This window comes from Amycolatopsis sp. 3B14 (genome assembly GCF_050958625.1).
Lineage (GTDB): Bacteria > Actinomycetota > Actinomycetes > Mycobacteriales > Pseudonocardiaceae > Amycolatopsis_E > Amycolatopsis_E thermoflava.
The window spans coordinates 1-24,457 of sequence record NZ_JBHZEN010000054.1; the positions used below are offsets into that span (position 1 = coordinate 1).

Genomic DNA, 24,457 nt, shown 5'->3' on the forward strand with positions numbered 1-24,457 from the left:
CGGGAAAGCGTGCCTTGACCCCGCTGGTCGGCGACCAAAGATCGGCTGTGGATCGGGGGCGGGGGAGGTCTGGGGCGTAGTGGGTCTTCTTTCGTTGCCGGGTGCCGGTTTTCTTGTTGGCTAAAGCTTTCCTAGCTCTTTCCGGCGATCGCCTCGGCCAGTGCCAGGATCCGCTGCGCGTTCTCCACGTGCAGGTTCTCGATCATCCGCCCGTCCACGGTCACCACACCGCGTCCCTCGGCCTTCGCCTCGTCGAACGCGGCGATGATCTTCCGCGCCTGGGCGACCTCGTCGTCCGACGGTGCGAACACCCGGTTGCACGGCTCGATCTGCCCCGGATGAATGAGGGTCTTGCCGTCGAACCCGAACTGGCGTCCCTGCAGGCACTCCGCCTCGAAGCCGGCCAGGTCCTTCACGTCGTTGTAGACGCCGTCCAGGATGACCTTGCCCGTCGCCCTCGCGGCGAGCAGGCACAGCGACAAGCCACCCAGGAGCGGGGCCCGGCCGGGGACGAACTCCGCGTGCAGCTCCTTGGCCAGGTCATTCGTCCCCATCACCAGCACCGTCAGGCGCTCGCTCGCCGCAGCGATCTCCTCCGCGTGCAGCATCGCGACCGGGGTCTCGACCATCGCCCAGATCTTCGTCGAATCGGGCGCCCCGCCGAGCTCCAGCGCGCGTTCGATGTTGTGCACCTCGGCCGCCGAGTTGACCTTCGGCACGACCACCGCGGCCGGGCCGGCCTGGGCTGCCGCCCGGAGGTCCGCGTCGTGCCATTCGGTGTCCAGTCCGTTGACCCGGATGGTCACCTCGCGGCTGCCGTAGTCGCCGGAGGCCGCCGCCGCGCACACCCGCTCCCGCGCCGCCTCCTTCGCGTCCGGGGCGACCGCGTCCTCCAGGTCCAGGATCAGCGCGTCCGCGGGCAGCGTCTTCGCCTTCTCCAGCGCCCGCTCGTTCGCGCCCGGCATGTACAGCACCGAACGCCGCGGCTTCACTCCACTCATGCCAGCGCTTCCTTCGTCGCCTCGTCGTACGCCTGCTTCAGCTCCGGGTCGCGCTCGGCCAGCTTGTCCGCCAGCTCCGCGACCACCCGGCACTGCTTGACCGAGGCGTCGTCCTGCATCTTCCCGTCGATCATGACCGCGCCGGTGCCGTCGCCCATCGCCGCGATCACCTTCCGCGCCCACGCGACGTCCTTCGGCTCCGGCGAGAACACCCGTTTCGCGATGTCCACCTGCACCGGGTGCAACGTCCAGGTGCCGACACAGCCGAGCAGGAACGCGTTGCGGAACTGGTCCTCGCAGGCCACCACGTCCCGGATGTCCCCGAACGGCCCGTAGTACGGCAGGATCCCGTGCATCGCGCAGGCATCGACCATCCGCGCGACCGTGTAGTGCCACAGGTCCTGCTGGTAGGTGGTGCGGCCTTCGTGCAAGTCCTCGCCGACCGGGTCGGTCCGCACCAGGTAGCCGGGGTGCCCGCCGCCGACGCGCGTCGTCTTCATGCGGCGGCTCGCGGCGAGGTCCGCCGGGCCCAGCGAAATGCCCTGCATGCGCGGGCTCGCGCCGGCGATCTCCTCGACGTTCGCGACCCCGCTCGCGGTCTCCAGAATCGCGTGCACCAGCAGCGGCCTGCGCAGACCGGCCCGCGCTTCCAGCTGCGCCAGCAACCGGTCGACGTAGTGGATGTCCTGGGCGCCCTCGACCTTCGGCACCATGATCACGTCGAGTTTGTCGCCGATCTCGGTGACCAGCGTGATCAGGTCGTCCAGCACCCACGGCGAGTCGAGGCTGTTGATCCGCGTCCACAGCTGCGTCGAGCCGAAGTCGGTGGCCTTCGCGATCTCCACCAGGCCCTGGCGCGCGGCCTCCTTGCGGTCCGCGCGCACGGCGTCCTCGAGGTTGCCGAGCAGCACGTCGACCTTCTTGGCCAGGTCGGGGACCTTCGCCGCCATCTTCGCGTTGCTGGGGTCGAAGAAGTGGATCATCCGCGACGGCAGCGCGGGGATCTCGCGGACGGGGTCGGGCGCCCCCACGGCAAGGGGCGCGAAGAAGTCCTTCGGCGAGCGCATCCGTCCTCCCTTGGCACGGCCGTTGTAACCGACGAGTAACCCTAACCACGAAACCAGGGGAACCGCTGCGGCGAAACTCACCTCGGAGTGAGGTGCGGATGCGGAACTGGGCGGTGCCGGGCTTCACCGAAGTCGGGTTGCTGGGCGAAGGCGGGTTCGGCGAGGTCGTGCTGGCCAGGCACGACCCCTCCGGCACCCCGGTGGCGATCAAGTACCTGTTCGGGAAGCACCTCGGCGACCCGGCGCGGCTGGCCGCGTTCCGGCACGAGGCGCAGCTGCTGAGCCGCATCCAGTCGCCGCACGTCGCCCGGCTCTACGAGTTCCACGAGAGCCCGCACGGCGCCGCGATCGTGATGGAGGCCATCCACGGCGTCTCGCTGCGCGAGGTCCTCGGCCACGACGGCGTGCTGCCGCCCGAGTCGGCGCTCGCGGTGCTGAAGGGTTCGCTGCTCGGGCTGGCCGACGCGCACCGGGCCGGGGTCGTGCACCGCGACTACAAACCGGCGAACGTGCTGGTCGAGCCAGGCCGGGAGAGCAAACTGGTCGACTTCGGCATCGCCGTGCTGGCCGGGCGGCCCGGCGTGCCCGCGGGCACCCCGGCGTACATGGCGCCCGAGCAGTGGCGCGGCGGGCCCGCCACCCCGGCGACCGACGTGTACGCGGCGACCTGCGTGTTCTTCCAGAGCATCGCCGGGCGGCAGCCGTACGAGGGCGCGACCACCGACGAGCTCCGGAACCTGCACGAGAACGCGCCGGTGCCGCTCGATGCGGTGCCGGAGCCGGTGCGCGGGCTGATCGCGCGCGGCATGGCGAAGGAGGCGGACCGGCGGCCGTCCGCGGCGGCCGAGTTCGTCGCCGAACTGGAGACCGCCGCGGTCGCCGGGTACGGCCCGGACTGGGAGCAGCGCGGCCTGGGCAGGCTGGCCCAGCGGGCCGGGGCGTTGCTGGCGTTGTCGCCGCTGGCGCTGCTCGGCGCCGGGACCGCGGCCGCGCCGGGAGCCGCGGCGGGCGGGCTGGCGGCGGTCGGCACCGGCATCGGTCTCGGCGCGAAGATCGGCGCCACGCTGGTCGCCGTCGCGGTCGGCGTCGGCGCGGTGATCGGCACGATCGCGGTGATCGGCAACGGCGAAACCCTCCCGCCGGTCGCCGCCGCGCCACCCGCCGAGCAGCAGGCGGCGGTCCAGGTGAACCTGCTGACCCGCACCGAACCGGGCGCCGGGTTCCACGTCGACGCGCAGTACGCCGCGGTGAGCGGGATGCGGGACCCCGCGCTGCAGGACCGGATCAACGCCGCGCTCGCGAAACCGCTCGACGACTTCACCGCCTACGTCCGCTCCGGGATCGTCGACCCGACGGAGGACCCGGTGATCGAGAACAAGGTCACCATCGGCAGGCAGGACGAGCGGATCGTGTCCGTGCGGTACGACCTGACGGTGGAGTCGAGCCAGTTCGGCAACCACGGCGGCTACGCCATCCTCTGGCTGAACGTCGACCTGTCGACCGGGCAGGTGATCACGGCCGGGGACGTCTTCGACGGAATCGCGGCCGACCAGAACGCGATGAGCGCGCTGGAGTCGCGGATCCTCGCCCGCTCACCGGGCGGCTACTGCGACGGCGGCGAACCGTTCGGCGAGCGCACCCCGCTCGCGCCGCAGGACCTGCGGCCGTGGGGGATCCTCGACGCGCCCGCGCTCCAGCTGGGATTCCGGCCCGACGGAGTGGTGTTCTGGCTCGCCACCGACGCGCGGAATTATCCGATGGCGTGCGGGTACCACGAGGTCGTGGTTCCCTACTCGGAGGTCGCCGACCTGATGACACCGCTGGGCCGGGAACTCCTGCCCTGATCCATACGTTGTCCACAGTGGAACGCGAATGGAATTGCTCCGTTCGGCGGTACGGAAACGCTGGGCGTCGGGTCGTTCAGCGGTCCGTCACCCATTCGGAAGCAGTGTCGGGCTGAAGTCCCGATACCGCTCATCGACCGGTCACCGACCGTTGAGCGCCGCCGATCGCAGGCGCTCCCGTTGTCCACCGATCAACCGGCCCACCCCTGGTACCTCTTTCCATGTGCCTCTTTTCACGAGGTGCGGGTAGGGAATCAGCGGTAAGAGGAGGCGGATCGTGGCGGTTACACCAGGGCACACCGGAAACTCGGTGGTGGCCGGCGGACGATCGTTCCCCACCCGCGTGGTGCCGCCCGTCGAGCTGCCCGCCAGCGTCAGCGTGCTGGCCCGCGACGCCGCCGCCCAGCTGGGCTGGCACGGCGTCGTCCTCCCCGAGGTCACGATGCTCGGCCGCCGCGTGTGCGTCGTCGCCAAGCTGCGCACCGCCACCCACGCCGAGCGGATCGCGATGGGCGTCGCCCCGGTGACCGACCGCGCGACCGTCGCCACCTGGACGTGGCCGGAGTTCGCGCCGACCGCCCCGGCCCCGGCCGCGGAGATCGTCGGCGTCCTCGCCGTCGCCCGGCACTGGCGCACCGGAATGGCGTCCGCCGTGCCGTTCAGCCGCTACGGCGAGGCGGCCGTGGTGCTGCCGACGTCGGCCGTGCTGAGCCGCGACTACCTGGACAACTGCCTGCCGCGCGCCCGTTCCTACGGCGTCGGCGTGGTCACCGCCGACGAGGACGCCCGGGTCGACCTGGACATCGACGTGCGCCGCGAGCGCATCCTCCTCCCCGAGGACGCCGTGTCCCGCTGGATCAACGAGATGGTCTACGAACAGCTCCTCGCCTCCTACGACCTGCCGGTGGCCTAGAAGACAGGTCGGGGTGGCCTGCGTGACGGTGCGAGTGGCGGTGCCGGTTGCTCGGGTGGCGAAGCGGCTCCGCCACTTCCGAACAGCACCCCGGTGCCGGTCGTCCTAGGCTGGGTCTCATGCGAGTCGTCATCGCCGGAGGGCACGGGAAGATCGCGCGTCACCTGGAGCGGCTGCTGGCCGGCACCGGGGACGAGGCCGTTGGCATCATCCGCAACGTCGAGCAGGCGCCCGCCCTGCGCGACCTCAGCGCCGAGCCGGTCGTGCTCGACCTGGAGTCCGCCGCGGTCGACGAGGTCGCCGACGTGCTGAAGGGCGCGGACGTCGCGGTCTTCGCCGCGGGCGCGGGCCCCGGCAGCGGCGCGGCCCGCAAGGAGACGGTGGACCTCGGCGCCGCGCGGCTGTTCGCCGACGCCGCCGAGCGCGCCGGCGTCCGGCGGCACATCCAGATCGGCTCGATCGGCGTCGACCGCCCGGCCCGCCCCGGCACCGACGAGGTGTTCGCGGCGTACCTGCGCGCGAAGAAGGCGGCCGAGGAGGACCTGCGCGCCCGCGACCTGGACTGGACCATCCTGCGCCCCGGCCGCCTCACCGACGAGCCCGCGATCGGCGAGGTCCACCTGGCCGACAAAGTCGACTACGGCGAAATCCCGCGCGAGGACGTCGCCGCGGTGCTGGTCGCGCTCTTCGAGGAGCCCCGCTCGTTCCGCCGCACGCTGGAACTGGTGACCGGCAACACACCCGTCGACGAGGCGATCACTCGCTTGTAGACGATTCAGGAGAGCATCGAGATCGCGGACTGGCCCGCGGACGAGGCCTGCCGCCGCCGCGGTCCGGCTGCTGAACCCGCCGGAAGCCGCCCCGGTGGTCCAGGCCATCGACGCCGTGGTCGAACTCGCCCGCACCGTCGAGGCGCCGGCTTCACCACAGCAGCTGACCGCCACCCGCGACCCTGCTCGCCCAGTTCGGGCCGCAACCGCCGGGCGATCCACTGTGGATTCGCACCTACTGGCACGACTGACGCGCTGCCTAGGGCAACGGGCCGAGCACGCGGTCCACATAGGAGTTCCGGAACACACCGGCCGGGTCGCAGCGTTGCGCCACCTTCACGAAGTCGTCGAAATGCGGGTAGCGCTCGCGCAGCGCGGTGGCGTCCAGGGTGTGCATCTTGCCCCAGTGCGGACGTCCGCCGACGGCTCCGACGATCGACTCGAAGCCGGCGAAGTACTCGCGGTAGGGCATGCCGACGAACTGGTGCACGGCGATGTAGGCGGAGTCGCGGCCCTGCGCCGTGGACAGCCAGATGTCGTCCGCCGCCGCGACGCGCACCTCCACCGGGAACGCCACCGGGTTCTCCAGCCGCGGCACCAGCGCCCGCAGTTCGCGCAGGACCTCGTGCAGTGATTCACGTGGAACGGCGTACTCCGACTCCACGAACCGCACCCCGCGGTGGGTCACGAAAACCCGGTGCGAGGTGTCCGAGTACTCGCGTGCCGACAACGCCGCCGACGCGAACCGGCCGAGCGGCTGGACCAGTCGCGGCACCGCCCGGCCGATGCGGCACAGCGTGCCGAACGCGACGTTCTCCATGATCTCGTAGTCGAGGAACTCGCGGGCCCGGCTCAACGGCCGCGGCGTCTCACCCGCGGGCAGCCGGTTGTTGCGCTTGACCAGCGCGTTCTTCCCATACGGAAACCAGTAGAACTCGAAGTGGTCGTTCTCCGCTGCGAAGGTGTCGAACCCCTCCAGCACCTGCTCCAGCGGCTCCGGCCGTTCCTGCGCGGCGAGCGCGAACGCCGGCTCGCATTGCAGCGTCACGTGCGTGATCACGCCGAGCGCGCCGAGCCCGACGCGGGCCGCGGCGAACAGGTCCGGCTGCCGGTCGGCCGAGCACGTGACCACCGAGCCGTCGGCGAGCACCAGTTCCAGTTGCACGATCTGCGTGGCCAGCCCGCCGAGCCGCGCGCCGGTGCCGTGCGTGCCGGTCGACACGGCGCCCGCGATCGTCTGCGCGTCGATGTCCCCGAGGTTGGTCAGCGCCAGGCCCAGTCCGTCCAGCTCGGCGTTGAGCTGCCGGATCGTGGTGCCCGACCGCACCGTGACGCGGTGGTTCCCGGCGTCGACCGCGGCGATCCCGGTCCAGCCGCGGAGGTCGATCGCGTCCGAGTCGGCCACCGCGATCGGCGTGAACGAGTGCCCGCTGCCCCACGCGCGGACGCGGCGGCCGTTCACCGCGACGCCGGTGACGACCTCGGCGATCTCGGCCGCGCTGCGCGGAGTGTGGATGCGCTGTGGGTCCGCGCTCGCGGTCCCCGCCCAGTTGTGCCACCGGCTCATGAAGTGCTCACCCGTCCGTGTCGAGTGACGAAACCGTAAGTGAAAGGTATTCGCGTTTCAAGTCGTTCTGACGTACGGTCCTAGCATGACGAGCTCCGCGACCACGTACGACACGGCGACGAAGGATCTCGATCCGCCGCTCGCCGTCGTCGACCTGGCCGCGTTCGATGCCAACGCCGCCGATCTGGTCGAGCGCGCAGCGGGCCTGCCGATCCGCCTGGTCAGCAAGTCCGTGCGCTGCCGCTATCTGATCGAGCGCGCGCTCGCGACGCCCGGGTTCGCCGGGCTGATGTGCTACTCGCTGGCCGAAGCCCTGTGGCACGCCCGCCTGGGAACGTGCGACGACATCCTGGTCGCCTATCCCACCGCCGATTTCGGCGCGCTGCGCGCACTCGCGGCCGACGAGCGGGCCCGCACCGCGATCACGATCGTGGTCGACTCGGCCGAGCACCTGGACCTCGTGGACGCCGCGCTGGGCCACGACCACCCGGAGATCCGGGTGTGCCTGGAACTCGACGCGTCCTGGCGCCCGCTGCCGTTCGTGCACGTCGGGACCCGCCGCTCGCCGGTCTTCACCGCGAAGCAGGCCGCGGCGCTGGCGCGGAAGATCGTGGCACGCCAAGGCTTCCGCCTGACCGGGCTGATGGCCTACGAGGGCCAGATCGCCGGGCTCGGCGACGCCACCGGCAGCCGCCTCAACGACCTCGCCGTGCGCTGGATGCAGCGCCGGTCGTCGGCCGAGCTGTCCCGCCGTCGCACGGCCGCGGTGGAGGCGGTGCGGGAGGTCGCCGACCTGGAGTTCGTCAACGGCGGCGGCAGCGGCAGCATCGAGCTGACCCGGGCCGACCGGGTGGTCACCGAGGTCGCGGCCGGGTCCGGGCTGATCGGCTCGACCCTGTTCGACGGCTACACCCGCTTCCACCCGCAGCCCGCGGTGTTGTTCGCGCTCCCGGTCGTGCACAAGCCGTCGCGCCACATCGCCACGCTCTACTCCGGCGGTTTCGTCGCCTCCGGCCCGGCTTCGGCGAGCCGGCTGCCGTCCCCCTACCTGCCGGAAGGGTTGCGGCTGCTGCCGTTCGAAGGCGCCGGCGAGGTGCAGACCCCCGTCACCGGCAAGGCGGCCCGCGATCTCCGGGTCGGTGACCGGGTGTGGATGCGGCACGCGAAGGCGGGCGAACTCGCCGAGCGGTTCGACGCCTACCACATCGTGGTGGACGGCCGGGTGGAGCGCACCGTGCCCACCTACCGGGGCGAACACCAGAACTTCGGCTGACTTGTCCACATGTCCACAACCCTGTGGACAACTCAGGCGAGCGTCGCCGCCGCCTGTCGCAGTTCGTCGAGCGTCCGCCGGGTCAGTTCGGCGAAGTCCAGCTGGTTGGCCGGGTCGATCCAGCGGGTGAACGCGGTCCGGAAGGCGAGGTTCCCGATCTCGGCGGCGAGGCTCGCGCCGGGTTCCGGCACGCCGCGTTCCCGCAGGGCGTCCCGGAAGGCGGTGGTGAGCGTGGCGAGCTTGAGCAGCTCGCGCTCCTGCAGCTCGGGGTTGGCGTCGATGACGGCCTGCCGTTCCTGCGCCCACTTCAGCCGCTCCGGCCCGAAGAACACCGCGGTGGCTTCGAGAGCCGCGCCGATCGCCGCCAGCGGTTCGACCGGATCGGGCGCGGCGGTGATCGCCTCCGCGAGGACCTTGACCAACGCGTCCTGACCGCCGAACAGCACCTCGCGCTTGTCGGCGAAGTGCCGGAAGAACGTCCGCTTCGTCAGCCCGGTGCGCTCCGCGATCTCCGCGACCGTCGTGTTGTCGTACCCCCGCTCGGTGAACAGCTCCAGCGCGGCGCGCGACAGCCGCTCAGGCGCGTTGGGCTCCCACCTGACCATGCGCCCAGTCTAGGTGATGACACCAAGTGTCATGCGGTGCTATCGTTGTTGATGTCACCAAGTGACATCACTGAGGAGGATTCCATGCGGGTTTTCGTCACGGGCGCGTCGGGGCACGTCGGTTCGGCGGTCGTCCCGGAGCTGCTTTCGGCCGGTCACGAGGTGGTCGGCCTGGCGCGGTCGGAGGCCTCGGCCGCGAAGCTGTCCGCCGCCGGCGCGCAGGTGCGGCGGGGCGATCTGCGGGACCTGGACGGCCTGCGGGAGGCGGCGGCCGAGGCGGATGGCGTCATCCACCTCGCCTTCGACCACGAGGCCATGACCGCCGGGGACTTCGCGACCGCGGGCGACACCGACCTGGCCGTCGTGCGGGCGTTCGGCGAGGTGCTGGCCGGCACCGGCAAGCCGCTGGTCGGGACCTCGGGCACCGGGATGGTCGCCGAGCTCGGGCTGGACCGCGCCGCCACCGAGGAGGACGTGATGCCCGGCGGCTACCGGATCGACGCGGAGAACGAGCTCATCGGGTTCGCCGACCGCGGGATCCGGTCGTCGGTGGTCCGGCTCCCGCCAACCGTGCACAGCTCACTGGACAAGCACGGCTTCGTCCCGGTCCTGATCGCCGCCGCGCGGAAGGCGGGCCGGTCCGGCTACCTCGGCGACGGCGTCAACCGCTGGCCCGCCGTGCACACGCTGGACGCCGCGCGGCTCTACCGCCTGGCGCTGGAGAAGGCCCCGGCCGGTTCGCGGCTGCACGCCGTGGGGGACGAGGGCGTCCCGTTCCGGCAGATCGCCGAGGCCATCGGCCGCCACCTGGGGCTGCCGACGGAGAGCATCCCGGCCGAGCAGGCGGAGGAGCACTTCGGCTTCCTGGCCCGCTTCGCGGCGATGGACAACGCGGCGTCCAGCGAGCGCACCCAGCGGCTGCTGGACTGGAAGCCGGAGCACCCCGGCCTGCTCGCCGACCTCGACGCGGGCCACTACTTCGAAGAGGGCTGACCGCTCTGGTACGCCGCGCAGCCGCTTGCGCCATGCAGGCAGCTCGCACCGCCGCGGGTTCTCAGGAGCCCCCTCGCGAGGACAGCGCCGACGTGGTGAATTGGAATTCATGAGGAGGCGATCCCACAGCGAGGGGGATTCTGAGGTTCCGCTACCCGCACCGCCCCGCAAGCCGCGCTGACACGTTCCTATTCGCCGAGGCGCGAGGCCAGGTACTGCTTGATGAGGTGCTTGGTCTCGCCCACGATTTCCGCGTCGCCCTCGGGGTCGCGGTGGAAGGCCAGCTTCAGCAGTCCGTCCGCGGCCTCGATGGCGACCGTCATTGCCAGCGACAGGCGTGGCGTGTTCAGGTCGATGTACTTCCCGACGAGGTCGGCTAGCGAGTCCGCGATGACCCGGTTGTTGTCCCGGCTGTCGTCGAGCAGCTGCCGGTCCACCACGTCGCCGAAGTGCACCTTCGAGAAGCCCGGCACGGTCCGGTGCATCTCCAGGTAGATGTCCAGCACCGAGTCGACGACGTCCCACCAGTGTCGCGGGTCCTCGCGGCTCAGCCGCTCGCTCACGGCCTGCACGAACCGGTCGAGGTTGCGTTGCGTCAGCGCCCGCACGACCGCCCGCTTGTCGGGGAAGAACTGGTACAGCGACCCGACGGCGACCCCGGCGCGCTTCGCGATCAGGGTGGTGGTCAACGCGTCATAACCGACCTCGTCGATGAGCTCGGCGCTCGCGTCCAGCATCTGCTCGACCCGCTTCGCGCTGCGCTGCTGGACGGGCTGCCGGCGAAGCGGGGTCGTCGTCGCCTGGGTCTCCGACACGTTGTGCTCCTTCTGGTGCTCTGAACAGGGACTTTAGCGCGCCGGACCGCTTCCCCCCGGTCGAGGGAAGGGCTAGCATTTGAGAACTTTTCACGTTAGCCCCGATGAAGGGACGTCGCTCGTGGAGAACCTCGCCTTCCCGCCCGGCTTCCTGTGGGGCGTGTCCACTTCGGCCTTCCAGATCGAGGGCGCGACCAGCGAAGACGGGCGCGGACCGTCGGTGTGGGACACCTTCGCCCCCGGGCAGGCCGACGTCGCCTGCGACCACTACCACCGCTGGCCGGAGGACGTCGCGCTGCTGACGGAGCTGGGTGTCGGCGCCTACCGCTTCTCCTTCGCCTGGCCGCGGATCCAGCCGACGGGGTCCGGCGCGCCGAACGCGGCGGGCCTTGCCTTCTACGACCGGCTGATCGACGCGCTCTGCGAAGCGGACATCGCGCCGGTGGCGACGGTCTACCACTGGGACACCCCGCAACCGCTGGAGGACGACGGCGGCTGGCTGAACCGGGAGACGGCGTACCGGTTCGCCGAGTACGCCTCGGTCCTCGGCGAGCACTTCGCTGATCGCGTGCGGATGTGGATCCCCCTCAACGAGCCGATGGTGACGACGGTGTTCGGGTACGCGATCGGCGAGTACGCGCCCGGACGGACACTGCTCTTGGACGCCCTCCCCACCGCACACCACCAACACCTCGCCCACGGCCTCGCGGTCCAGGCTCTGCGGGCCGCGGGTGCCTCGAACATCGGCACCGCCAACCATCATTGTCCAGTTTGGCCCACTTCAAACGCCGAAGCCGATCATGACGCGGCCCGCCGGCTGGACGCATTGCTCAACAGAGCCTTTTCGGACCCGGTGCTGCTCGGCGCTTATCCCGCGGAAATCGAACCGCACCTTCCCGCCGGATACGCCGATGACCTGGTGAACATCGCTCAACCGCTGGATTTCTACGGCGTCAACTATTACGAGCCGCAGGGCGCGGCGGCGCCCGGCGAGGGCAATCCGCTGCCGTTCGAACTTCGCCCGATCGAGGGTTTTCCGCGCACCACCAACGACTCCCCGATCGTGCCGGCCGCGCTGCACGAGCTGCTGGTCGGCCTGCGCGACCGCTACGGCGAGAAGCTGCCGCCGATCTACCTGACCGAGAACGGTGCGAGCTTCGACGGCGTCCACGATCAGGAGCGCATCGACTTCCTGGACGCGCACCTGCGGTCCGTCGCCGCCGCGATAACGGCGGGAGTTGAAGTCCGTGGGTATTTCGTTTGGTCGTTGCTCGACAATTTCGAATGGTCCAAGGGGTACGCGCCGCGGTTCGGCCTGGTGCACGTCGACTACGAAACGCAGCGCCGGACTCCCAAGGACTCCTTCTCCTGGTACCGGAAGCTGGTGCGCGCATGACCGGAACGCGGACGCCCGACGCGCTCGCCGAGCCCGACGTCCCGGTCCGGGCCGGCTGGATCAGCCTGCTCTTCGGCGCGAACATCGGGCTGTGGCTGGGGATCTACGCCCCGATCCAGGTGCTGCTGCCGGAACAGGCCGAGCACCTGGACGCCGCGGACAAGGAGCTGGTGTTCGGCATCGTCACCGGGGTCGGCGCGGTGGTCGCGCTGCTCACCAACCCGCTGGTCGGGCTGGCCTCGGACCGCACGCGCTCGCGGTTCGGGCGGCGGCACCCGTGGACGCTCGCGGGCGCGCTGTGCGGCGCGCTCGGCCTGGTGGTGCTGGCGCTGGCGCCGAACGTGGCGGTCATGGTCGTCGGCTGGTGCCTGGTGCAGGCTGGGCTCGGCGGCATGCTCGCCACGCTCACCTCGGCGGTGCCGGACCGGGTCCCGGTCGGCCAGCGGGCGCGGATCGGCGGCCTCGTCGGCATCAGCCAGATGCTCGGCACGGTCCTCGGCGCCGTGCTGGTGACGGTCCTGGTCACCAGCCTGCCCGGCGGCTACCTCGCCTGCGCCGCGGTCGTGGTGCTCGGCGCGGCGGCGTTCGTGCTGCGCACCAGGGACATCGCCCTGCCGCGCGACTGGCGCCCGGCGACCGGTTTCCGCGCGGTCCTGCGCGAGCTGTGGGTTTCGCCGCGGCGGCACCCGGACTTCGCGTGGGCCTGGGGCTGCCACTTCCTGATCAACCTCGGCAACGCGCTGGGCACGTTCTTCCTGCTGTTCTTCCTCAAGGACGCGGTGCACCACCCGGACCCGGACACCGGGCTGCTGATCATGATGGGTCTCTACGGCGTCGCGCTGGTGATCGGCGGCCTCGTGGTCGGCCCGCTGTCCGACCGGACCGGCCGCCGCAAGCCGTTCGTGCTGGCCGCGGTGGTGGTGATGGCCGCGGCGGCGGTGGTGCTGGTGCTGTGGCAGACCTGGCCCGCGGCGCTGGCGGCGTCCCCGCTGCTCGGGGTCGGCTTCGGCGCGTACTGGGCGGTGGCGCTGGCCATCCTCACCGAGGTGCTGCCCGCCGCGCAGGACCGCGCCAAGGACCTGGGCGTCATCAACATCGCGAACGCGCTGCCGCAGGTGATCGCGCCGGTCTCCGCCACCGTGATCCTGGCCGAACTGGGCGGCTACCCGGGACTGTTCGCCGCGTCGGCGGTCGCGACGCTCGCGGCCGGGGCGTTCGTCCTCCGCGTCCGCTCGGTGCGCTGAAATCACCGAAGGGCTCCTCCGGGGTTCGGAGGAGCCCTTCAGCTCCGTACCTTTGGGCCCGCGGGCCGGTGCCGGTCGGGGGAGGGGAGTGCAACGGCACCGGTCCGCGGAGTTCTCGGGGCCACGAGGGCGGGGGCGGTCAAGGTGCGATCTGCAACTTCGCGACCTCAACCATGATCGACAACATAGCGGTGACGGGGGCGTTCCGCCAGAGGTTGTGACCGAGTTTTTTCGATTAATCGCCGAGTGGTCAGTGGTTCGCGACCTGCGGTATCAGCGCGTGCCGACCGGTTGTCTCACCCGGCGTCGTACCGCGCGTCTGTGCCGGGACCTTCGGCTTGCGGCGCGACGGGCGGCGCAGGTCCTGCTGGGGGGCGAGACCGCCGGCGACGAGGTGCTCGTGCGCGACCTGCCACACCGAGCACGGCGCCTTGCAGCGGTGCCACCGGGTGGAGCAGGTGGGGCAGTCACCACGCTCGTCGGGCTCGTGAGCGGTCAGCATCGCGCGCCAGCCCTCGGTCAGCCGCGGCAGTTCCGACCGGGCCACTGAGACCAGGGACTGAGCGTCCGCCCTGGTGGCGAGATCGGCGAGCATGTCGAGGCGCTCCCAAACCGCGTTGCGGAGGACCTGCCCAAGGATCTGATCCACGGAATTCTCACCGTCACCTTTCCGCCAGTTTGGCGGCTTCGTTCAACGCCGCCTGGAGCTGGCCGAGCTGACCCGCGGTGAGGCGGGCCGTTTCCCCGGGGGGCCCGACGAGGACCACCTGGTTGTCCTGGACGAGCACGGTGACGCAGCGGTCGCGGTTGATCATGTCGCCGCACTGCACCCGCCACACCAGCTGACCACCCTCGTAGCGGCGCAGCTGCGCGGCACGCGGGTCCGGCGCCGGCATCGCCGACCGGCTCGCGACCGGCGCACCGGCCGGGGCGAAGGACCGCCGGTGGACCTGGGCGCGTGGTGCCGAGATCGAGTTCATGAACTCCACCGCGTGTCTCCGCTCTGCTTCGGGCTTGCTGTCCGTGTTCGTCGTAGCTCTGCGTGATCGCGGGCCGTATTCGCTCGGTCACGCCGAACCCGAGAACTAGATTGCGATGAACCGCAGCCGAAGAGAAGGCGAACCGCGGTCACAGCGGCGACCGGCGCGGGCGGGCCGGTGAACGGTCGCCGGAGTTCACCCCGACCGATCAGGGCTCCCGCAACGACGTTTCCCAGGGTTCAATGGGTGTGCCTACGCTGCGAATCGACGCCCGACAGGACGGTGAGGGGGCGCAATGGACGCCGGTGACAACACTGATGCCCGCCAGGGACACCCGATCAGCTCGGATGCCTGGGAGAAGCGGGAGATGAGGGAGGCCCTGGCCGCCCGCAACATCAGTGCCGTGTACCGGAACCTGCGCAAGGAGGGCATCTCCCAGCGCCAGATCGCCGCGCTCACCGGCCAGTCCCAGTCGGAGGTCTCGGAGATCCTCAAGGGCCGCCAGGTGATGGCCTACGACGTGCTCGCCAGGATCGCCGACGGACTGGGTGTCCCCCGTGGATACATGGGCCTCGCCTACGACGAGGCCACCGAGATTCAGGTCGTCGGCGCAGCCGACGAGCAGCAGGCTGAGGAGGACGAGTCCGTGAAGCGGCGGAACTTCCTCGCGCACGCCGCCCAGGTCACGATGGGGGCGGCCATCCTGGGATCGTCGCCGAGGGCATGGGCGGCGAGCCCCGCGAGGACGCCGGCACCCGGCCACATCGGGATGACCGACGTGCGCCAGGTCGAGGCTGCGACCAGAGCGCTGCGCGCGCTCGACTACCAGTACGGCGGCGGTTTCTGCCGCGACGCCGTGGTCGCGCAGCTGTCCTGGGGGCAGCAGATGCTCGACTCCTCCGCGGCCACCCCGGTCCGCTCGCGCCTGTTCGTGGCGCTGGCCGACCTGCACAGCCTGGCCGGTTGGACGTCGTTCGACAGTGGACTGATGGACTCCGCGCGCGGGCACTTCGCCAACGCGCTGGAGCTGGCCAAGCAGGGCAACAACGACCACCTGGTGGCCAACATCCTGTACCGGATGGGCCGGGTCTACCTGCACCAGGAGGCGCCCAACGACGCGCTCAAGCTGTTCCAGCTGGGACAGATCGCGGCGCAGGAATCCGGCTCCGAGCTGGCGATCTCCGTGCTGGCGGCCAACCAGGCGTGGGCCTACGCGATGATGGGCAACGAGGACCAGTCGCTGAAGCTGCTCGGCCTGGCGAAGGACGAGTTCGCCCGCGCGAACGTGGCCGAGGCCGAGGACTGGGTCAAGTTCTTCAACGAGACCGACGTCTACGCGATGATCGGCACCGTCCACACGGTACTGGCGCGCGGCGTCGACACGAAGCACACGCAGTACGCGATCCCGGCGCTGACCAGGGCGATCGAGGCCTACGGCGAGGACATGCAGCGCAGCAAGGTGTTCAACCAGGCCGCGCTGGCCACCAACCACCTCATCGACGGCGACATCGACCACGGCGCCCGCATCGGCCGCCTGGCGCTGGAGTCGGCGGACGGCCTCAAGTCGGCCCGGGTGAAGGACCGCATGATGCCGATGCAGGAGGAAGCGGCCAAGCGCCGCAACAACCCGGACGCCCGCGACCTCGACGAACGCATCAGTTCGTTCTTCGCGGCATAGGACGATGCGCACCGTCGCGGACGAGCTGGACGGCCGGTTCACCAAGGAGAAACTGGCCGCCGTGCTGGCCGAGGCGTGCGCCCTGCTGGGTCTGGACCACCGCGGCGCGCGGCTGCTGCGGTTCACCAACAACGCGGTCTACGAGCTGGCCGGCGCGCCGGTCGTGATGCGCATCGTCGGGTCGCGTGCGCTGCGGCACCGGGTCGCCAAGGTCGTCGAGGTCGCACGGCACTTCGAGGCCAACGACGTGCCTGCGATCCGCCTGCTGCCCGGAGTCGGCCAGCCGATCCACGTCGGCGAGCACGTCGTCACGGCGTGGGTCCGGGTGCCGCCGGGTGAGCGCCGCGCGAACGCCGCCGACCTGGGCAGACTGCTGCGCCGGGTGCACGCCCTGCCCGCGCCGGACGGCGTCGGCGAATGGGCGCCGCTGGCGGACGTGCGGGCCCGCGTGGCCGACGCGGAGGAGCTCGACCCGGACGACCGCCGGTTCCTGCTGCGCCGCAGCGCCGAGGTCGAAGCGGCGCTCGGCGAGCTGGAGTTCCCGCTGGACCGGAGCCTGATCCACGGCGACGCGCACCCGGGCAACGTGATCGTCGGCCCGGACGGACCGGTGCTGTGCGACTTCGACTCCGCGTGCTTCGGCCCGCCGGAATGGGACCTCACGCCGCTGGCCGTCGGCCGCGAGCGGTTCGGGGACCCGGCGGGCCGGTACCGCATGCTCGCCGACGTCTACGGCTTCGACGTCACCGCCTGGGACGGGTTCGCGGTGCTGCGGGCCGCCCGCGAGCTCAAGCTCGTGACCAGTGTGCTGCCGATCCTGCGCAGCCACCCGCACGTGCGCGGCGAGCTGCGGCGACGACTGGGCGACCTGCGCGCGGGCCGTGCCGGCACGGAGTGGGCCCGCTACCGCTAGTCCACATCGTGGGAAAATCGGGGACATTTACCGACCGCAGAAGACCGCTCGTCGTATGTCCGGATCCCTGTGCGAGCGGTGCGAACTTCGGCCCGGCTAGTCACCCCGGGTGGATTAATCGGTCCCCCACGCGTGCAACTTGCAGCTACTGACGGTTAGCTGACCGGGGCGCGGGTGAGCACCACCGCGAAGCCGAACGCGAGCCCCATGACGGTCAGCTCGAGCGTCGCCCACGTCGCGAGCGCGGTCCGCTCGTGCCGGACGATCCGCGGCATCAGCTTCCACCGGACCATCGCCCCGAGCACCGCGATCCCCGCCGCGCACAGCAGCTTGAGCACCACGAGCTGCCCGTACGGCGTGGTGAACAACGCGGTGAACAGGCCGATCGTCGGGTTGAGCAGGATCTCCACCACCGCGTTGAACAGCCCCGTCGCCGACACCAGGACCAGGCACAGGGTGGCCAGCTTGGAGAACCGCGGCAGCGCGTGCGCGAGCAGCGTCCGGTTCGCGGCGAGCAGCACGACCATCGCGCCGAGGCCGCCGGTCCACGCGACCGCGCCCATGACGTGCAGCTCCATCGAGATCATCGTGTAGTCGTGGTAGTCCCAGTTCGCCGCGTGCCCGGTCACCGGCAGCGGCAGCAGGGCGAACAGGCCGAGCCCGACGCGCACCTCGGCAGGCACCTTCTCGCCGTGCCGCAGCGTCAGCACCCCCAGCCCGACCTGGACCAGCGCGAGCACGGCGACGACGAGCAGCGCCTTGCCCGCGCCGACCTGCACCACGTAGTCCCAGATGTCGGCGAAGCTCACCGTCGGCACCTGCGGCCGGTACTCGGCGGTCTGCAGGACGAGCGTGACCAGCGCGGTCGTCGTCCACACCAGCGACGCGGCGAGCGCGATCGGACGGGCGCGGCGCATGATCGGCTCGGTGAGCTTCGGCCGGTCGTACCCGACCAGCACGGACAGCAGGGCGAGCCCGATCGTCGTCACCGCGGCCAGGTCGAGCAGCACGCGGACGATCGGGATGGCGACCGAGACCACCTCGCTGACCTCCGCCACCCCGGGCACCGGCGCGGTGGCCGTCAGCGCGACGCCGATCAGCGCGCCGGCCAGCGCCGCGGTGACGATCGCGACGATCGCCTGGTAACGGACTTGCGAGGTGGCCCCGGCCGCCGTAGTCATGCCGCGACGCCTCCCCGCTGCGCTCCTTGGGCCGCGGCCGGCCCTGCGATGCTCATGCGTCGTTGTCGCGGAGTCATGCCTTTTCCCTGCCCATCCGCAGAGCCAAGGTCAGCCCGATGGCCAGCAGGACCACCGCGCCGAGGATCCACACCCACACCGGAACGCCGCCGCCGGACTGCGCGGCGGGCGCGGCCGTGTCCGCCCCGGTCGCGGCGCTGGCCGTGGCCGGGGTGCCGTTGCCAGCCGTGGTGAGGGTGAACGGCACCGCGCCGATGACCGGGTGCCCGTCGGCGGACAGGATCCGGAACCCGACGGTGTACTGCCCCGCCGGGCCGAGCGGCCGCACGCCGACGGTGACGACGTTGCTGCTGATCTGCACGTCGCCCTCCGCCCACTGCGTGCCGCCGGGGCCGGTGACCGAGACCTGGTTGACGTTGCCGCCCTGCACCGGCGCGTCGAAGGTCAGCGTGATCTTCGACGGCCCGGTCGCGAGCACGGCGTCCTTGGCCGGGTCGGACGAGACGAGCACGTTGTGCGCCAGCGCCGGGGTGGCGGTGACGACCAGTGCGACCAGTGCGGTGGCGACGGTGACGAGCAGGCGGCGCATTACTTCGACGCCTTCCGGGAGCGCAGGACCGCCCCGGCGCCGACACCGAGGCCGAGCGCGCCGACGGCCAGCCCGGCGCCGCCGAGCCAGCGGGCCGTGTCGTCCGTGGAGGCGGACTCCTCCGCCGCGGCCTGTGCGGCGGCGGTCTTCGCGTGGTGCGAGTCGCCCGAGGCCGAAGCCGCGGCCAGCGACACGGTGGGGGCCGGGTGCTCCGGCTCCTCCGCGCCGGCCGCCTGGACCTGGTCCCACGCCACGACCGCGCCGTTGTCGTAGGTCTGGATCGCGGGCAGGACCAGTTCGTCGACCGCGGGCAGCGAGCCCGCGGTGATGCCGAAGTCCTGGTACTGGGTTTCGCCGGGGCCGATCTTGGTGCCCGGCTGAGCGGTGAAGACGATCTTCGTGACCGCCTCGGTGACGTCGAGGCCCTTGCCGTTCTTGACCGGCGCCGGCAGCGGGGTCTTGGTGACCTCCGCGGTCCAGCCGGGGATCGGCTGGTACCGCACCGAGCTGATCGCGTACTCCGGCTTGAAGTCGATCTCCACCTTGACGGTGGCGGCGTTCTCCTCCTCGTTCGGCACGCGGAAGGTGATCGCCCCGTACCCGCCCTGCTGCGGCTCCGAGCCGAGGACGTTGGCGGTGACGTGCGCGGACGCGACGCCCGCGCCCAGCAGACCCGCGATCCCGACCGTGCCGGCCAGCACGAGCCCGCGCCGGATGACGGCGTTGTTCGTCATGATGCTCCTGAAGAAGTGAAGTGGGTCAGCGCGCTGCGCTGAGGTGAAGGGTGTGGTGCGCCGGGCGCGCGGGCGGGCCGCGCCGCGCGTGCATCCGGTTCAACAACACCTGCACCTGCGGCACGCCGGGCGCCGGAGCGGGCGCGGCGGGCAGCGGGACCGGCGGCGGGAGCGGTCCGAACAGGACCGGGAGCAGCAGCGACAACCGCGCGGCGGCGACGTCCAGCAGCGCTTCGGCGTGCGCCAGCAGCAGTCCGGTCACGACCGTCGCGCCCGCGTGGGCGGCGAACATCGCGCCGGGCATGTCGCCGGCGTGCGGCATCAGCTCGTCGAGCACGACGTGCATCAGCAGCTGGGCCGCGCCGAGGACGGCGAGCACGCCGACCGGGCCGCGGGTGCGGTCGGCCACCGCGGTGCCGGTCCAGCCGACGAGCAGGACGAGCAGCAGCGTCAGCGCGGTGTCCGGCAGCCCGCCGTGGGCGAGCGCGTGCGCGCTGACGGCAAGGCCGCCGGACGTGAGCGCGAGCAGGACGCCGCGCACGGTGCGTGACGCTCCGTGTCGCTGGGGTCGCTTGCTCACCGATCCAGGGTATGAGACCGGTGATGATCATGCGACGGCATCCCGGGTGGTGAACGCTGGGAGAGGTCCGGAAACCGGTCCCACTCGGACCGTAACCCAGTGTCGGTAGTTGAGACTTTCATGTTTTTCGGCAACGGTGGGTAGGCCGGACGAGTGAACGACCGAACCGGGAGGAGGCGGCCACCGGGGATGAACCTGTTCGAATACGTGGCCGATCGGTGGAGCAGGCTCGGGCTGCAGGCCTGGCTCCACGTGAGCGCCGTGGTGCAGTGCACGATCATCGCCGCCGTCATCGGTGTGCTGATCGGCATCGCGGTCTACCGCAGCCCCATCGGATCGGCCCTGGCCACCGCGCTGGCCAGCACGGTCCTCACCATCCCGTCGTTCGCGCTGATCGGCCTGCTGATCCCGATCGTCGGGCTCGGCGTGGCGCCCAGCGTGATCCCGCTCGTGCTGTACGCGCTGCTGCCGATCGTGCGGAACACCATCGTCGGGCTGAGCGGGGTCGACCCCGCGGTCACCGACGCCGCCAAGGGCATCGGGATGAGCCGGTTCGGCGTGCTCACGCGCGTCGAGCTGCGCCTGGCCTGGCCCGCGATCCTGGCCGGCATGCGCGTCGCCACCCAGATGCTGATGGGCATCGCGGTGATCGCCGCCTACGCCAAGGGGCCGGGCCTGGGGTCGGAGGTGTTCGCCGGGCTGACCAACGCGGGCAGCACCAACTCCATGAACCAGGCCCTCACCGGCACGATCGGCGTGGTCGTCCTCGCGCTGATCCTCGACGGCATCTACGTCCTGATCTCCCGCTTCACCGTTCCCAGGGGTGTCCGTGTCTGAAACCATCGAATCTCCCGCACAGGCGGAATCCGGCGCGGTGTCCGGCGTCGAGATCCAGCTGGAGCACGTCACCAAGCGCTACCCCGGCTCGCGCCAGCCCGCGGTCGACGACGTCACCATGACGATCCCGGCCGGCAAGATCGTGATCCTGGTCGGCCCGTCCGGCTGCGGCAAGACGACCACGATGCGGATGATCAACCGGCTGATCGAGCCGACTTCCGGCCGGATCACCATCGGCGGTGAGGACGCGCTCAGCCTCAACCCGGACCGGCTGCGCCGCAAGGTCGGCTACGCGATTCAGCAGGCCGGGCTGTTCCCGCACTTCACGGTCGCGCAGAACGTCGCGGTCGTGCCCGGGCTGCTCGGCTGGGACAAGAAGAAGATCGCCGACCGTGTCGACGAGATGCTCGACCTGGTCGGGCTCGACCCGGCCCAGTTCCACGACCGGTTCCCGCGCCAGCTCTCCGGCGGCCAGCAGCAGCGCGTCGGCGTGGCCCGCGCGCTCGCCGCCGACCCGCCGGTGCTGCTGATGGACGAGCCGTTCGGCGCGGTCGACCCCATCACCCGCGGCAACCTGCAGGACGAGCTGTTGCGGCTGCAGTCCGAACTGGGCAAGACGATCGTGTTCGTGACCCACGACTTCGACGAGGCCGTGAAGCTCGGCGACAAGATCGCGGTGCTCGGCAACCAGTCGAAGATCCTGCAGTACGACACCCCGGACGCGATCCTGGCCAACCCGGCCGACGACACGGTCGCCGGGTTCGTCGGCGCGGGCGCGTCGCTCAAGCAGCTCACCCTGCTGCGCGTGCGCGACGTCGAGCTGAAGCAGGACACGGTGACCGCGACGATCGGCGATTCGCCCGCCGAGCTGCGGCGGCAGATGACCGAGCAGCGCCGCACCTACGCGCTGGTGCTCGACCACCGCCGCCGCCCGGTCCGCTGGGTGCACGTCCGCGACCTGGGCAGCGCGACCTCGCTGGACGGGGTCGGCAAGCCGATCGGCGACTACGTGAGCCTGCAGTCGACGCTGCAGGACGCGCTGGAGGCGATGCTCGTCGAGGGCGGCGGCGTGCCGGTCACCGGGGCGCGCGGCGAGTACGCCGGGATGATCGAGCTGGACACCGTGATGGGCACGATCCAGCGGCTGCGCGAGGAGCACTCCGACGACGGGGGACCGGCGTGACCACGACCGTCGACAAGGGGTTCACCACCGAATCCGGCTCCCGCCGCGCGGAACGGGCGCGCCTGCTGGTGCAGCCCGCGGTGGTCGTGGTGGTCGTCGCCGCGGTCGTGGCCTGGGCGCTGCTGCGGGACAACGACGCCATCGAGGCGCAGAACCTGAACGCCGCCCGGCTGCTGGAGGCGACGTGGCAGCACCTGCTGATCACGGTCGCGGTCGCGGTCATCGTGGTCGGCGTCGCGGTGCCGCTCGGCGCGGTGCTCACCCGCTCCTGGGCGCGGCCGATCGCGCCGGTGTTCCTGACGATCGCGAACATCGGGCAGGCCGCGCCCGCGCTCGGCGTGATCGTGTTGTTCTTCCTGTGGACCCAGTGGGACGGGTTCTGGGTCGCGGTGCTGCCGATCGCGTTCTACTCGTTGCTGCCGGTGCTGCGGAACACGATCGTCGGCATCAACTCGGTCGACCCGGCGCTGATCGACGCGGGCCGCGGCATCGGCATGTCCGGCCGCGCGGTGCTGTTCCGGATCGAGTTGCCGCTGGCGGTGCCGCTGATCCTGGCCGGGCTGCGGACGTCGCTGGTGCTGGCGGTCGGCACGGCGACGCTGGCGTTCTTCGTCAACGGCGGCGGGCTCGGCGAGCTGATCGACACCGGGTACAAGCTCAACCGCGTCCCGGTGCTGGTCACCGGCGCGATCCTGGCGGTCGGCCTGGCACTGCTGATCGACTGGCTGGGCGCGGTCATGGAACGCGTCTTCGGACCGAGGGGGCTGGCGTGAAGCACCGCTGGAAGGCGATTTTCGGAGCCGCGCTGCTGACGACCTCGCTCACCGCGTGTGGCCTGGACGTCAACGCGGCGCTGCCGTACGAGGTGAAGCCCGGGTCGATCCGGCCGGTGCCGAGCCTGGACGGCGTGGACATCGCGGTGGGGTCGAAGGACTTCACCGAGAACATCATCCTGGGCTACATGGCCGAGCTGGCGTTGTCGGCGGCCGGGGCGGACATCACCGACCTGACGAACATCAGCGGGTCGAACTCCGCGCGACAGGCGCTGATCAACGGGCAGATCGACATCTCGTGGGAGTACACCGGCACCGCGTGGATCTCCTACCAGGGCAACACCGAGCCGATCCCGGACGAGAAGGCCCAGTTCGACGCGGCGAAGGCGGCCGACGAGGCGCAGTTCGGCATCACCTGGCTGGACTACTCGCCGGTGAACGACACGTACGCGTTCGCCACCACCGAGGCCTACGCCCAGCAGCACAACCTGCGGTCCAATTCGGACATGACGGAGTTCCTGAAGCAGCACCCGGAACAGGCCATCTTCTGCGTGGAGACGGAGTTCGCGAGCCGCCAGGACGGGATGCCGGGCGTGCAGAAGACCTACGGCTTCCCGACCACGGAGGTGAAGACGTTCGGCACGGGCGCGATCTACTCCGCGGTGGCCAGCGGCACCTGCAACTTCGGCGAGATCTTCACGACGGACGGCCGCATCGCGGGCCTGAACCTCCGCGTCCTTGCCGACGACAAGCGGTTCTTCCCGCAGTACAACGCGGCGGTCACGATGAAGAAGGAGTTCCTGGACGCGCACCCGGCGGTGCGCGGGGTGCTGGAACCCGTCGCGAAGGCGCTGGACAACCAGCAGATGATCGAGCTGTGCAAACAGGTCGACGTCGACGGCCGCGACGCCGGTGAGGTCGCCCGCGACTGGATGGTCGCGAAGGGCTTCATCCAGTAGCTAGACGCCGAGGCGCTTGAGCAGCTGACCCTCGATCCGCTCCAGCTCGGCCGTCACCGCCTGGTGCGCGGCCTTGCGGCGCGCGCCGGGCATGCGCTCGGCGGCCCGGACCGCGGCGGTCAGCTGTTCGAGCGTCGCCTGCGAGTCGTTCGCGAAGCGGACGTCGTCGTCGCTCGCGCGTTCGGCCTTGCGCACCTCGGCCAGCGCCTCGGACGTGCCGGCGATGCGCGCCAGCAGGTGCGCGCCGCGGCCGGTGAACTCCGACAGCTGGTCGATCGGCACCCCGAGGCGCCGCGCCTGGTAGTGGTCGTAGGCGTCGCGGACCGCGCTCGCCGCCTTGACCGCGAGCGGTGCCAGCGCGGGAGCCACCGCGGGCACCACGATCTTCGCCACGGCGACCGCGTTCTTGGCCTTCTTCGGCGTGATGCCCGTCTCGGCCGGCGTCTTGGTCTTCTTGCGAGCCATGGGCTGAATGTAGCGGCACGCACAAGCCGGAGCATGTCCGACACGTAATGCGCCGGTCACACTCGGCGCGGAACTGTCG

Annotated in this window: 25 protein-coding genes; 13 read left to right on the forward strand and 12 right to left on the reverse strand. The window is 71.1% G+C overall.

Features of this window, described 5'->3' with window-relative positions:
• Nucleotides 1–131 precede the first annotated feature (131 nt).
• Both ACCP09_RS27730 and ACCP09_RS27735 read right to left on the reverse strand, forming a co-directional pair.
• Nucleotides 132–1,001, reverse strand: a complete 870-nt coding sequence (locus ACCP09_RS27730) for an HpcH/HpaI aldolase/citrate lyase family protein (protein ID WP_431903441.1) — start codon at nt 999–1,001, stop codon at nt 132–134.
• Nucleotides 998–2,068, reverse strand: a complete 1,071-nt coding sequence (locus ACCP09_RS27735) for an HpcH/HpaI aldolase/citrate lyase family protein (protein WP_017986040.1) — start codon at nt 2,066–2,068, stop codon at nt 998–1,000. Before ACCP09_RS27735 ends, ACCP09_RS27730 begins: the two co-directional genes overlap by 4 nt.
• A gap of 98 nt (nt 2,069–2,166) precedes the next feature.
• On the opposite strand from ACCP09_RS27735, the gene ACCP09_RS27740 reads away from it, so the two are divergent.
• The 3 genes from ACCP09_RS27740 to ACCP09_RS27750 all read left to right on the forward strand — a co-directional run bounded on the left by ACCP09_RS27740 (nt 2,167) and on the right by ACCP09_RS27750 (nt 5,595).
• Nucleotides 2,167–3,912, forward strand: a complete 1,746-nt coding sequence (locus ACCP09_RS27740) for a protein kinase domain-containing protein (RefSeq protein ID WP_433751523.1) — start codon at nt 2,167–2,169, stop codon at nt 3,910–3,912.
• Between the two features lie 277 nt (nt 3,913–4,189).
• On the forward strand, nt 4,190–4,825 hold the full coding sequence (locus ACCP09_RS27745) for a hypothetical protein (RefSeq protein ID WP_027933129.1): 636 nt from the start codon (nt 4,190–4,192) through the stop codon (nt 4,823–4,825).
• A 119-nt stretch (nt 4,826–4,944) separates the two neighbouring features.
• Entirely contained in the window at nt 4,945–5,595 is a 651-nt protein-coding gene (locus ACCP09_RS27750) for an SDR family oxidoreductase (protein WP_027933128.1), read from the forward strand.
• A 259-nt stretch (nt 5,596–5,854) separates the two neighbouring features.
• Here the strand turns inward: ACCP09_RS27750 and ACCP09_RS27755 are convergent, their stop codons facing one another.
• Nucleotides 5,855–7,162, reverse strand: a complete 1,308-nt coding sequence (locus tag ACCP09_RS27755; RefSeq protein WP_378365066.1) for a D-arabinono-1,4-lactone oxidase — start codon at nt 7,160–7,162, stop codon at nt 5,855–5,857.
• Between the two features lie 85 nt (nt 7,163–7,247).
• Here ACCP09_RS27755 and ACCP09_RS27760 point away from each other — a divergent pair, with 85 nt between their 5' ends.
• Nucleotides 7,248–8,435: an amino acid deaminase/aldolase gene (locus ACCP09_RS27760; protein WP_433751526.1), complete on the forward strand. Its 1,188-nt coding sequence runs from the start codon at nt 7,248–7,250 to the stop codon at nt 8,433–8,435.
• Between the two features lie 32 nt (nt 8,436–8,467).
• Here the strand turns inward: ACCP09_RS27760 and ACCP09_RS27765 are convergent, their stop codons facing one another.
• The gene (locus tag ACCP09_RS27765) at nt 8,468–9,040 is read right to left on the reverse strand and encodes a TetR/AcrR family transcriptional regulator (RefSeq protein WP_123684328.1); all 573 of its coding nucleotides are present in this window, start codon (nt 9,038–9,040) and stop codon (nt 8,468–8,470) included.
• A gap of 84 nt (nt 9,041–9,124) precedes the next feature.
• On the opposite strand from ACCP09_RS27765, the gene ACCP09_RS27770 reads away from it, so the two are divergent.
• A complete protein-coding gene (locus ACCP09_RS27770; RefSeq protein WP_027933124.1) occupies nt 9,125–10,033 on the forward strand; it encodes an SDR family oxidoreductase in 909 nt (302 codons plus the stop codon).
• Nucleotides 10,034–10,221: 188 nt separating this feature from the next.
• Here ACCP09_RS27770 and ACCP09_RS27775 read toward each other — a convergent pair whose 3' ends face one another.
• Nucleotides 10,222–10,848, reverse strand: a complete 627-nt coding sequence (locus ACCP09_RS27775; protein WP_027933123.1) for a TetR/AcrR family transcriptional regulator — start codon at nt 10,846–10,848, stop codon at nt 10,222–10,224.
• 121 nt (nt 10,849–10,969) lie between these two features.
• On the opposite strand from ACCP09_RS27775, the gene ACCP09_RS27780 reads away from it, so the two are divergent.
• Both ACCP09_RS27780 and ACCP09_RS27785 read left to right on the forward strand, forming a co-directional pair.
• On the forward strand, nt 10,970–12,244 hold the full coding sequence (locus tag ACCP09_RS27780; protein ID WP_433751529.1) for a GH1 family beta-glucosidase: 1,275 nt from the start codon (nt 10,970–10,972) through the stop codon (nt 12,242–12,244).
• On the forward strand, nt 12,241–13,488 hold the full coding sequence (locus tag ACCP09_RS27785) for an MFS transporter (RefSeq protein ID WP_433751531.1): 1,248 nt from the start codon (nt 12,241–12,243) through the stop codon (nt 13,486–13,488). The genes ACCP09_RS27780 and ACCP09_RS27785 overlap by 4 nt, the downstream gene beginning before the upstream one ends.
• Nucleotides 13,489–13,738: 250 nt before the next feature.
• On the opposite strand, the gene ACCP09_RS27790 is transcribed toward ACCP09_RS27785, so the two are convergent.
• Together ACCP09_RS27790 and ACCP09_RS27795 are read right to left on the reverse strand one after the other, a co-directional pair.
• Nucleotides 13,739–14,137, reverse strand: coding sequence for a hypothetical protein (locus ACCP09_RS27790; protein WP_027933120.1), 399 nt, complete (start codon nt 14,135–14,137; stop codon nt 13,739–13,741).
• A 13-nt stretch (nt 14,138–14,150) separates the two neighbouring features.
• Nucleotides 14,151–14,477, reverse strand: coding sequence for a hypothetical protein (locus ACCP09_RS27795; protein ID WP_027933119.1), 327 nt, complete (start codon nt 14,475–14,477; stop codon nt 14,151–14,153).
• A gap of 286 nt (nt 14,478–14,763) precedes the next feature.
• Between ACCP09_RS27795 and ACCP09_RS27800 the strand changes: the two genes are divergently transcribed.
• Both ACCP09_RS27800 and ACCP09_RS27805 read left to right on the forward strand, forming a co-directional pair.
• The gene (locus tag ACCP09_RS27800; protein WP_017986057.1) at nt 14,764–16,146 is read left to right on the forward strand and encodes a helix-turn-helix domain-containing protein; all 1,383 of its coding nucleotides are present in this window, start codon (nt 14,764–14,766) and stop codon (nt 16,144–16,146) included.
• A gap of 4 nt (nt 16,147–16,150) precedes the next feature.
• Entirely contained in the window at nt 16,151–17,059 is a 909-nt protein-coding gene (locus ACCP09_RS27805; RefSeq protein ID WP_084022699.1) for a phosphotransferase family protein, read from the forward strand.
• A 155-nt stretch (nt 17,060–17,214) separates the two neighbouring features.
• On the opposite strand, the gene ACCP09_RS27810 is transcribed toward ACCP09_RS27805, so the two are convergent.
• The 4 genes from ACCP09_RS27810 to ACCP09_RS27825 form a co-directional block, all read right to left on the reverse strand.
• The gene (locus ACCP09_RS27810) at nt 17,215–18,240 is read right to left on the reverse strand and encodes a copper resistance D family protein (RefSeq protein ID WP_123684324.1); all 1,026 of its coding nucleotides are present in this window, start codon (nt 18,238–18,240) and stop codon (nt 17,215–17,217) included.
• A gap of 73 nt (nt 18,241–18,313) precedes the next feature.
• Nucleotides 18,314–18,847: a copper resistance CopC family protein gene (locus ACCP09_RS27815; RefSeq protein WP_433751534.1), complete on the reverse strand. Its 534-nt coding sequence runs from the start codon at nt 18,845–18,847 to the stop codon at nt 18,314–18,316.
• On the reverse strand, nt 18,847–19,581 hold the full coding sequence (locus ACCP09_RS27820) for a YcnI family copper-binding membrane protein (RefSeq protein ID WP_027933116.1): 735 nt from the start codon (nt 19,579–19,581) through the stop codon (nt 18,847–18,849). The genes ACCP09_RS27815 and ACCP09_RS27820 overlap by 1 nt, the downstream gene beginning before the upstream one ends.
• 25 nt (nt 19,582–19,606) lie before the next feature.
• Nucleotides 19,607–20,161, reverse strand: coding sequence for a hypothetical protein (locus tag ACCP09_RS27825; RefSeq protein ID WP_433751536.1), 555 nt, complete (start codon nt 20,159–20,161; stop codon nt 19,607–19,609).
• A gap of 189 nt (nt 20,162–20,350) precedes the next feature.
• Here ACCP09_RS27825 and ACCP09_RS27830 point away from each other — a divergent pair, with 189 nt between their 5' ends.
• The 4 genes from ACCP09_RS27830 to ACCP09_RS27845 are packed head-to-tail and all read left to right on the forward strand — an operon-like array spanning nt 20,351 to nt 23,913.
• Complete coding sequence (locus tag ACCP09_RS27830) at nt 20,351–20,998, forward strand: ABC transporter permease (protein WP_027933114.1); 648 nt, start codon at nt 20,351–20,353, stop codon at nt 20,996–20,998.
• A 37-nt stretch (nt 20,999–21,035) separates the two neighbouring features.
• Nucleotides 21,036–22,181, forward strand: coding sequence for a betaine/proline/choline family ABC transporter ATP-binding protein (locus ACCP09_RS27835; protein ID WP_037322742.1), 1,146 nt, complete (start codon nt 21,036–21,038; stop codon nt 22,179–22,181).
• Entirely contained in the window at nt 22,178–22,954 is a 777-nt protein-coding gene (locus ACCP09_RS27840; RefSeq protein ID WP_027933112.1) for an ABC transporter permease, read from the forward strand. The genes ACCP09_RS27835 and ACCP09_RS27840 overlap by 4 nt, the downstream gene beginning before the upstream one ends.
• Entirely contained in the window at nt 22,951–23,913 is a 963-nt protein-coding gene (locus ACCP09_RS27845; protein WP_027933111.1) for a glycine betaine ABC transporter substrate-binding protein, read from the forward strand. The genes ACCP09_RS27840 and ACCP09_RS27845 overlap by 4 nt, the downstream gene beginning before the upstream one ends.
• Here ACCP09_RS27845 and ACCP09_RS27850 read toward each other — a convergent pair whose 3' ends face one another.
• A complete protein-coding gene (locus ACCP09_RS27850; RefSeq protein ID WP_400983404.1) occupies nt 23,914–24,378 on the reverse strand; it encodes a DUF6474 family protein in 465 nt (154 codons plus the stop codon). It abuts the gene before it with no gap.
• Between the last annotated feature and the right edge of the window lie 79 nt (nt 24,379–24,457).

Excerpts from the sequence above, each read along its gene's own strand:
- ACCP09_RS27730 (WP_431903441.1), bottom strand. The coding sequence starts at position 1,001 with ATGAGTGGAGTGAAGCCGCGGCGTTCGGTGCTGTACATGCCGGGCGCG.
- ACCP09_RS27735 (WP_017986040.1), bottom strand. The coding sequence starts at position 2,068 with ATGCGCTCGCCGAAGGACTTCTTCGCGCCCCTTGCCGTGGGGGCGCCC.
- ACCP09_RS27740 (WP_433751523.1), top strand. The coding sequence starts at position 2,167 with ATGCGGAACTGGGCGGTGCCGGGCTTCACCGAAGTCGGGTTGCTGGGC.
- ACCP09_RS27750 (WP_027933128.1), top strand. The coding sequence starts at position 4,945 with ATGCGAGTCGTCATCGCCGGAGGGCACGGGAAGATCGCGCGTCACCTG.
- ACCP09_RS27755 (WP_378365066.1), bottom strand. The coding sequence starts at position 7,162 with ATGAGCCGGTGGCACAACTGGGCGGGGACCGCGAGCGCGGACCCACAG.
- ACCP09_RS27760 (WP_433751526.1), top strand. The coding sequence starts at position 7,248 with ATGACGAGCTCCGCGACCACGTACGACACGGCGACGAAGGATCTCGAT.
- ACCP09_RS27765 (WP_123684328.1), bottom strand. The coding sequence starts at position 9,040 with ATGGTCAGGTGGGAGCCCAACGCGCCTGAGCGGCTGTCGCGCGCCGCG.
- ACCP09_RS27770 (WP_027933124.1), top strand. The coding sequence starts at position 9,125 with ATGCGGGTTTTCGTCACGGGCGCGTCGGGGCACGTCGGTTCGGCGGTC.
- ACCP09_RS27785 (WP_433751531.1), top strand. The coding sequence starts at position 12,241 with ATGACCGGAACGCGGACGCCCGACGCGCTCGCCGAGCCCGACGTCCCG.
- ACCP09_RS27800 (WP_017986057.1), top strand. The coding sequence starts at position 14,764 with ATGGACGCCGGTGACAACACTGATGCCCGCCAGGGACACCCGATCAGC.
- ACCP09_RS27805 (WP_084022699.1), top strand. The coding sequence starts at position 16,151 with ATGCGCACCGTCGCGGACGAGCTGGACGGCCGGTTCACCAAGGAGAAA.
- ACCP09_RS27810 (WP_123684324.1), bottom strand. The coding sequence starts at position 18,240 with ATGACTACGGCGGCCGGGGCCACCTCGCAAGTCCGTTACCAGGCGATC.
- ACCP09_RS27815 (WP_433751534.1), bottom strand. The coding sequence starts at position 18,847 with ATGCGCCGCCTGCTCGTCACCGTCGCCACCGCACTGGTCGCACTGGTC.
- ACCP09_RS27820 (WP_027933116.1), bottom strand. The coding sequence starts at position 19,581 with ATGACGAACAACGCCGTCATCCGGCGCGGGCTCGTGCTGGCCGGCACG.
- ACCP09_RS27830 (WP_027933114.1), top strand. The coding sequence starts at position 20,351 with ATGAACCTGTTCGAATACGTGGCCGATCGGTGGAGCAGGCTCGGGCTG.
- ACCP09_RS27850 (WP_400983404.1), bottom strand. The coding sequence starts at position 24,378 with ATGGCTCGCAAGAAGACCAAGACGCCGGCCGAGACGGGCATCACGCCG.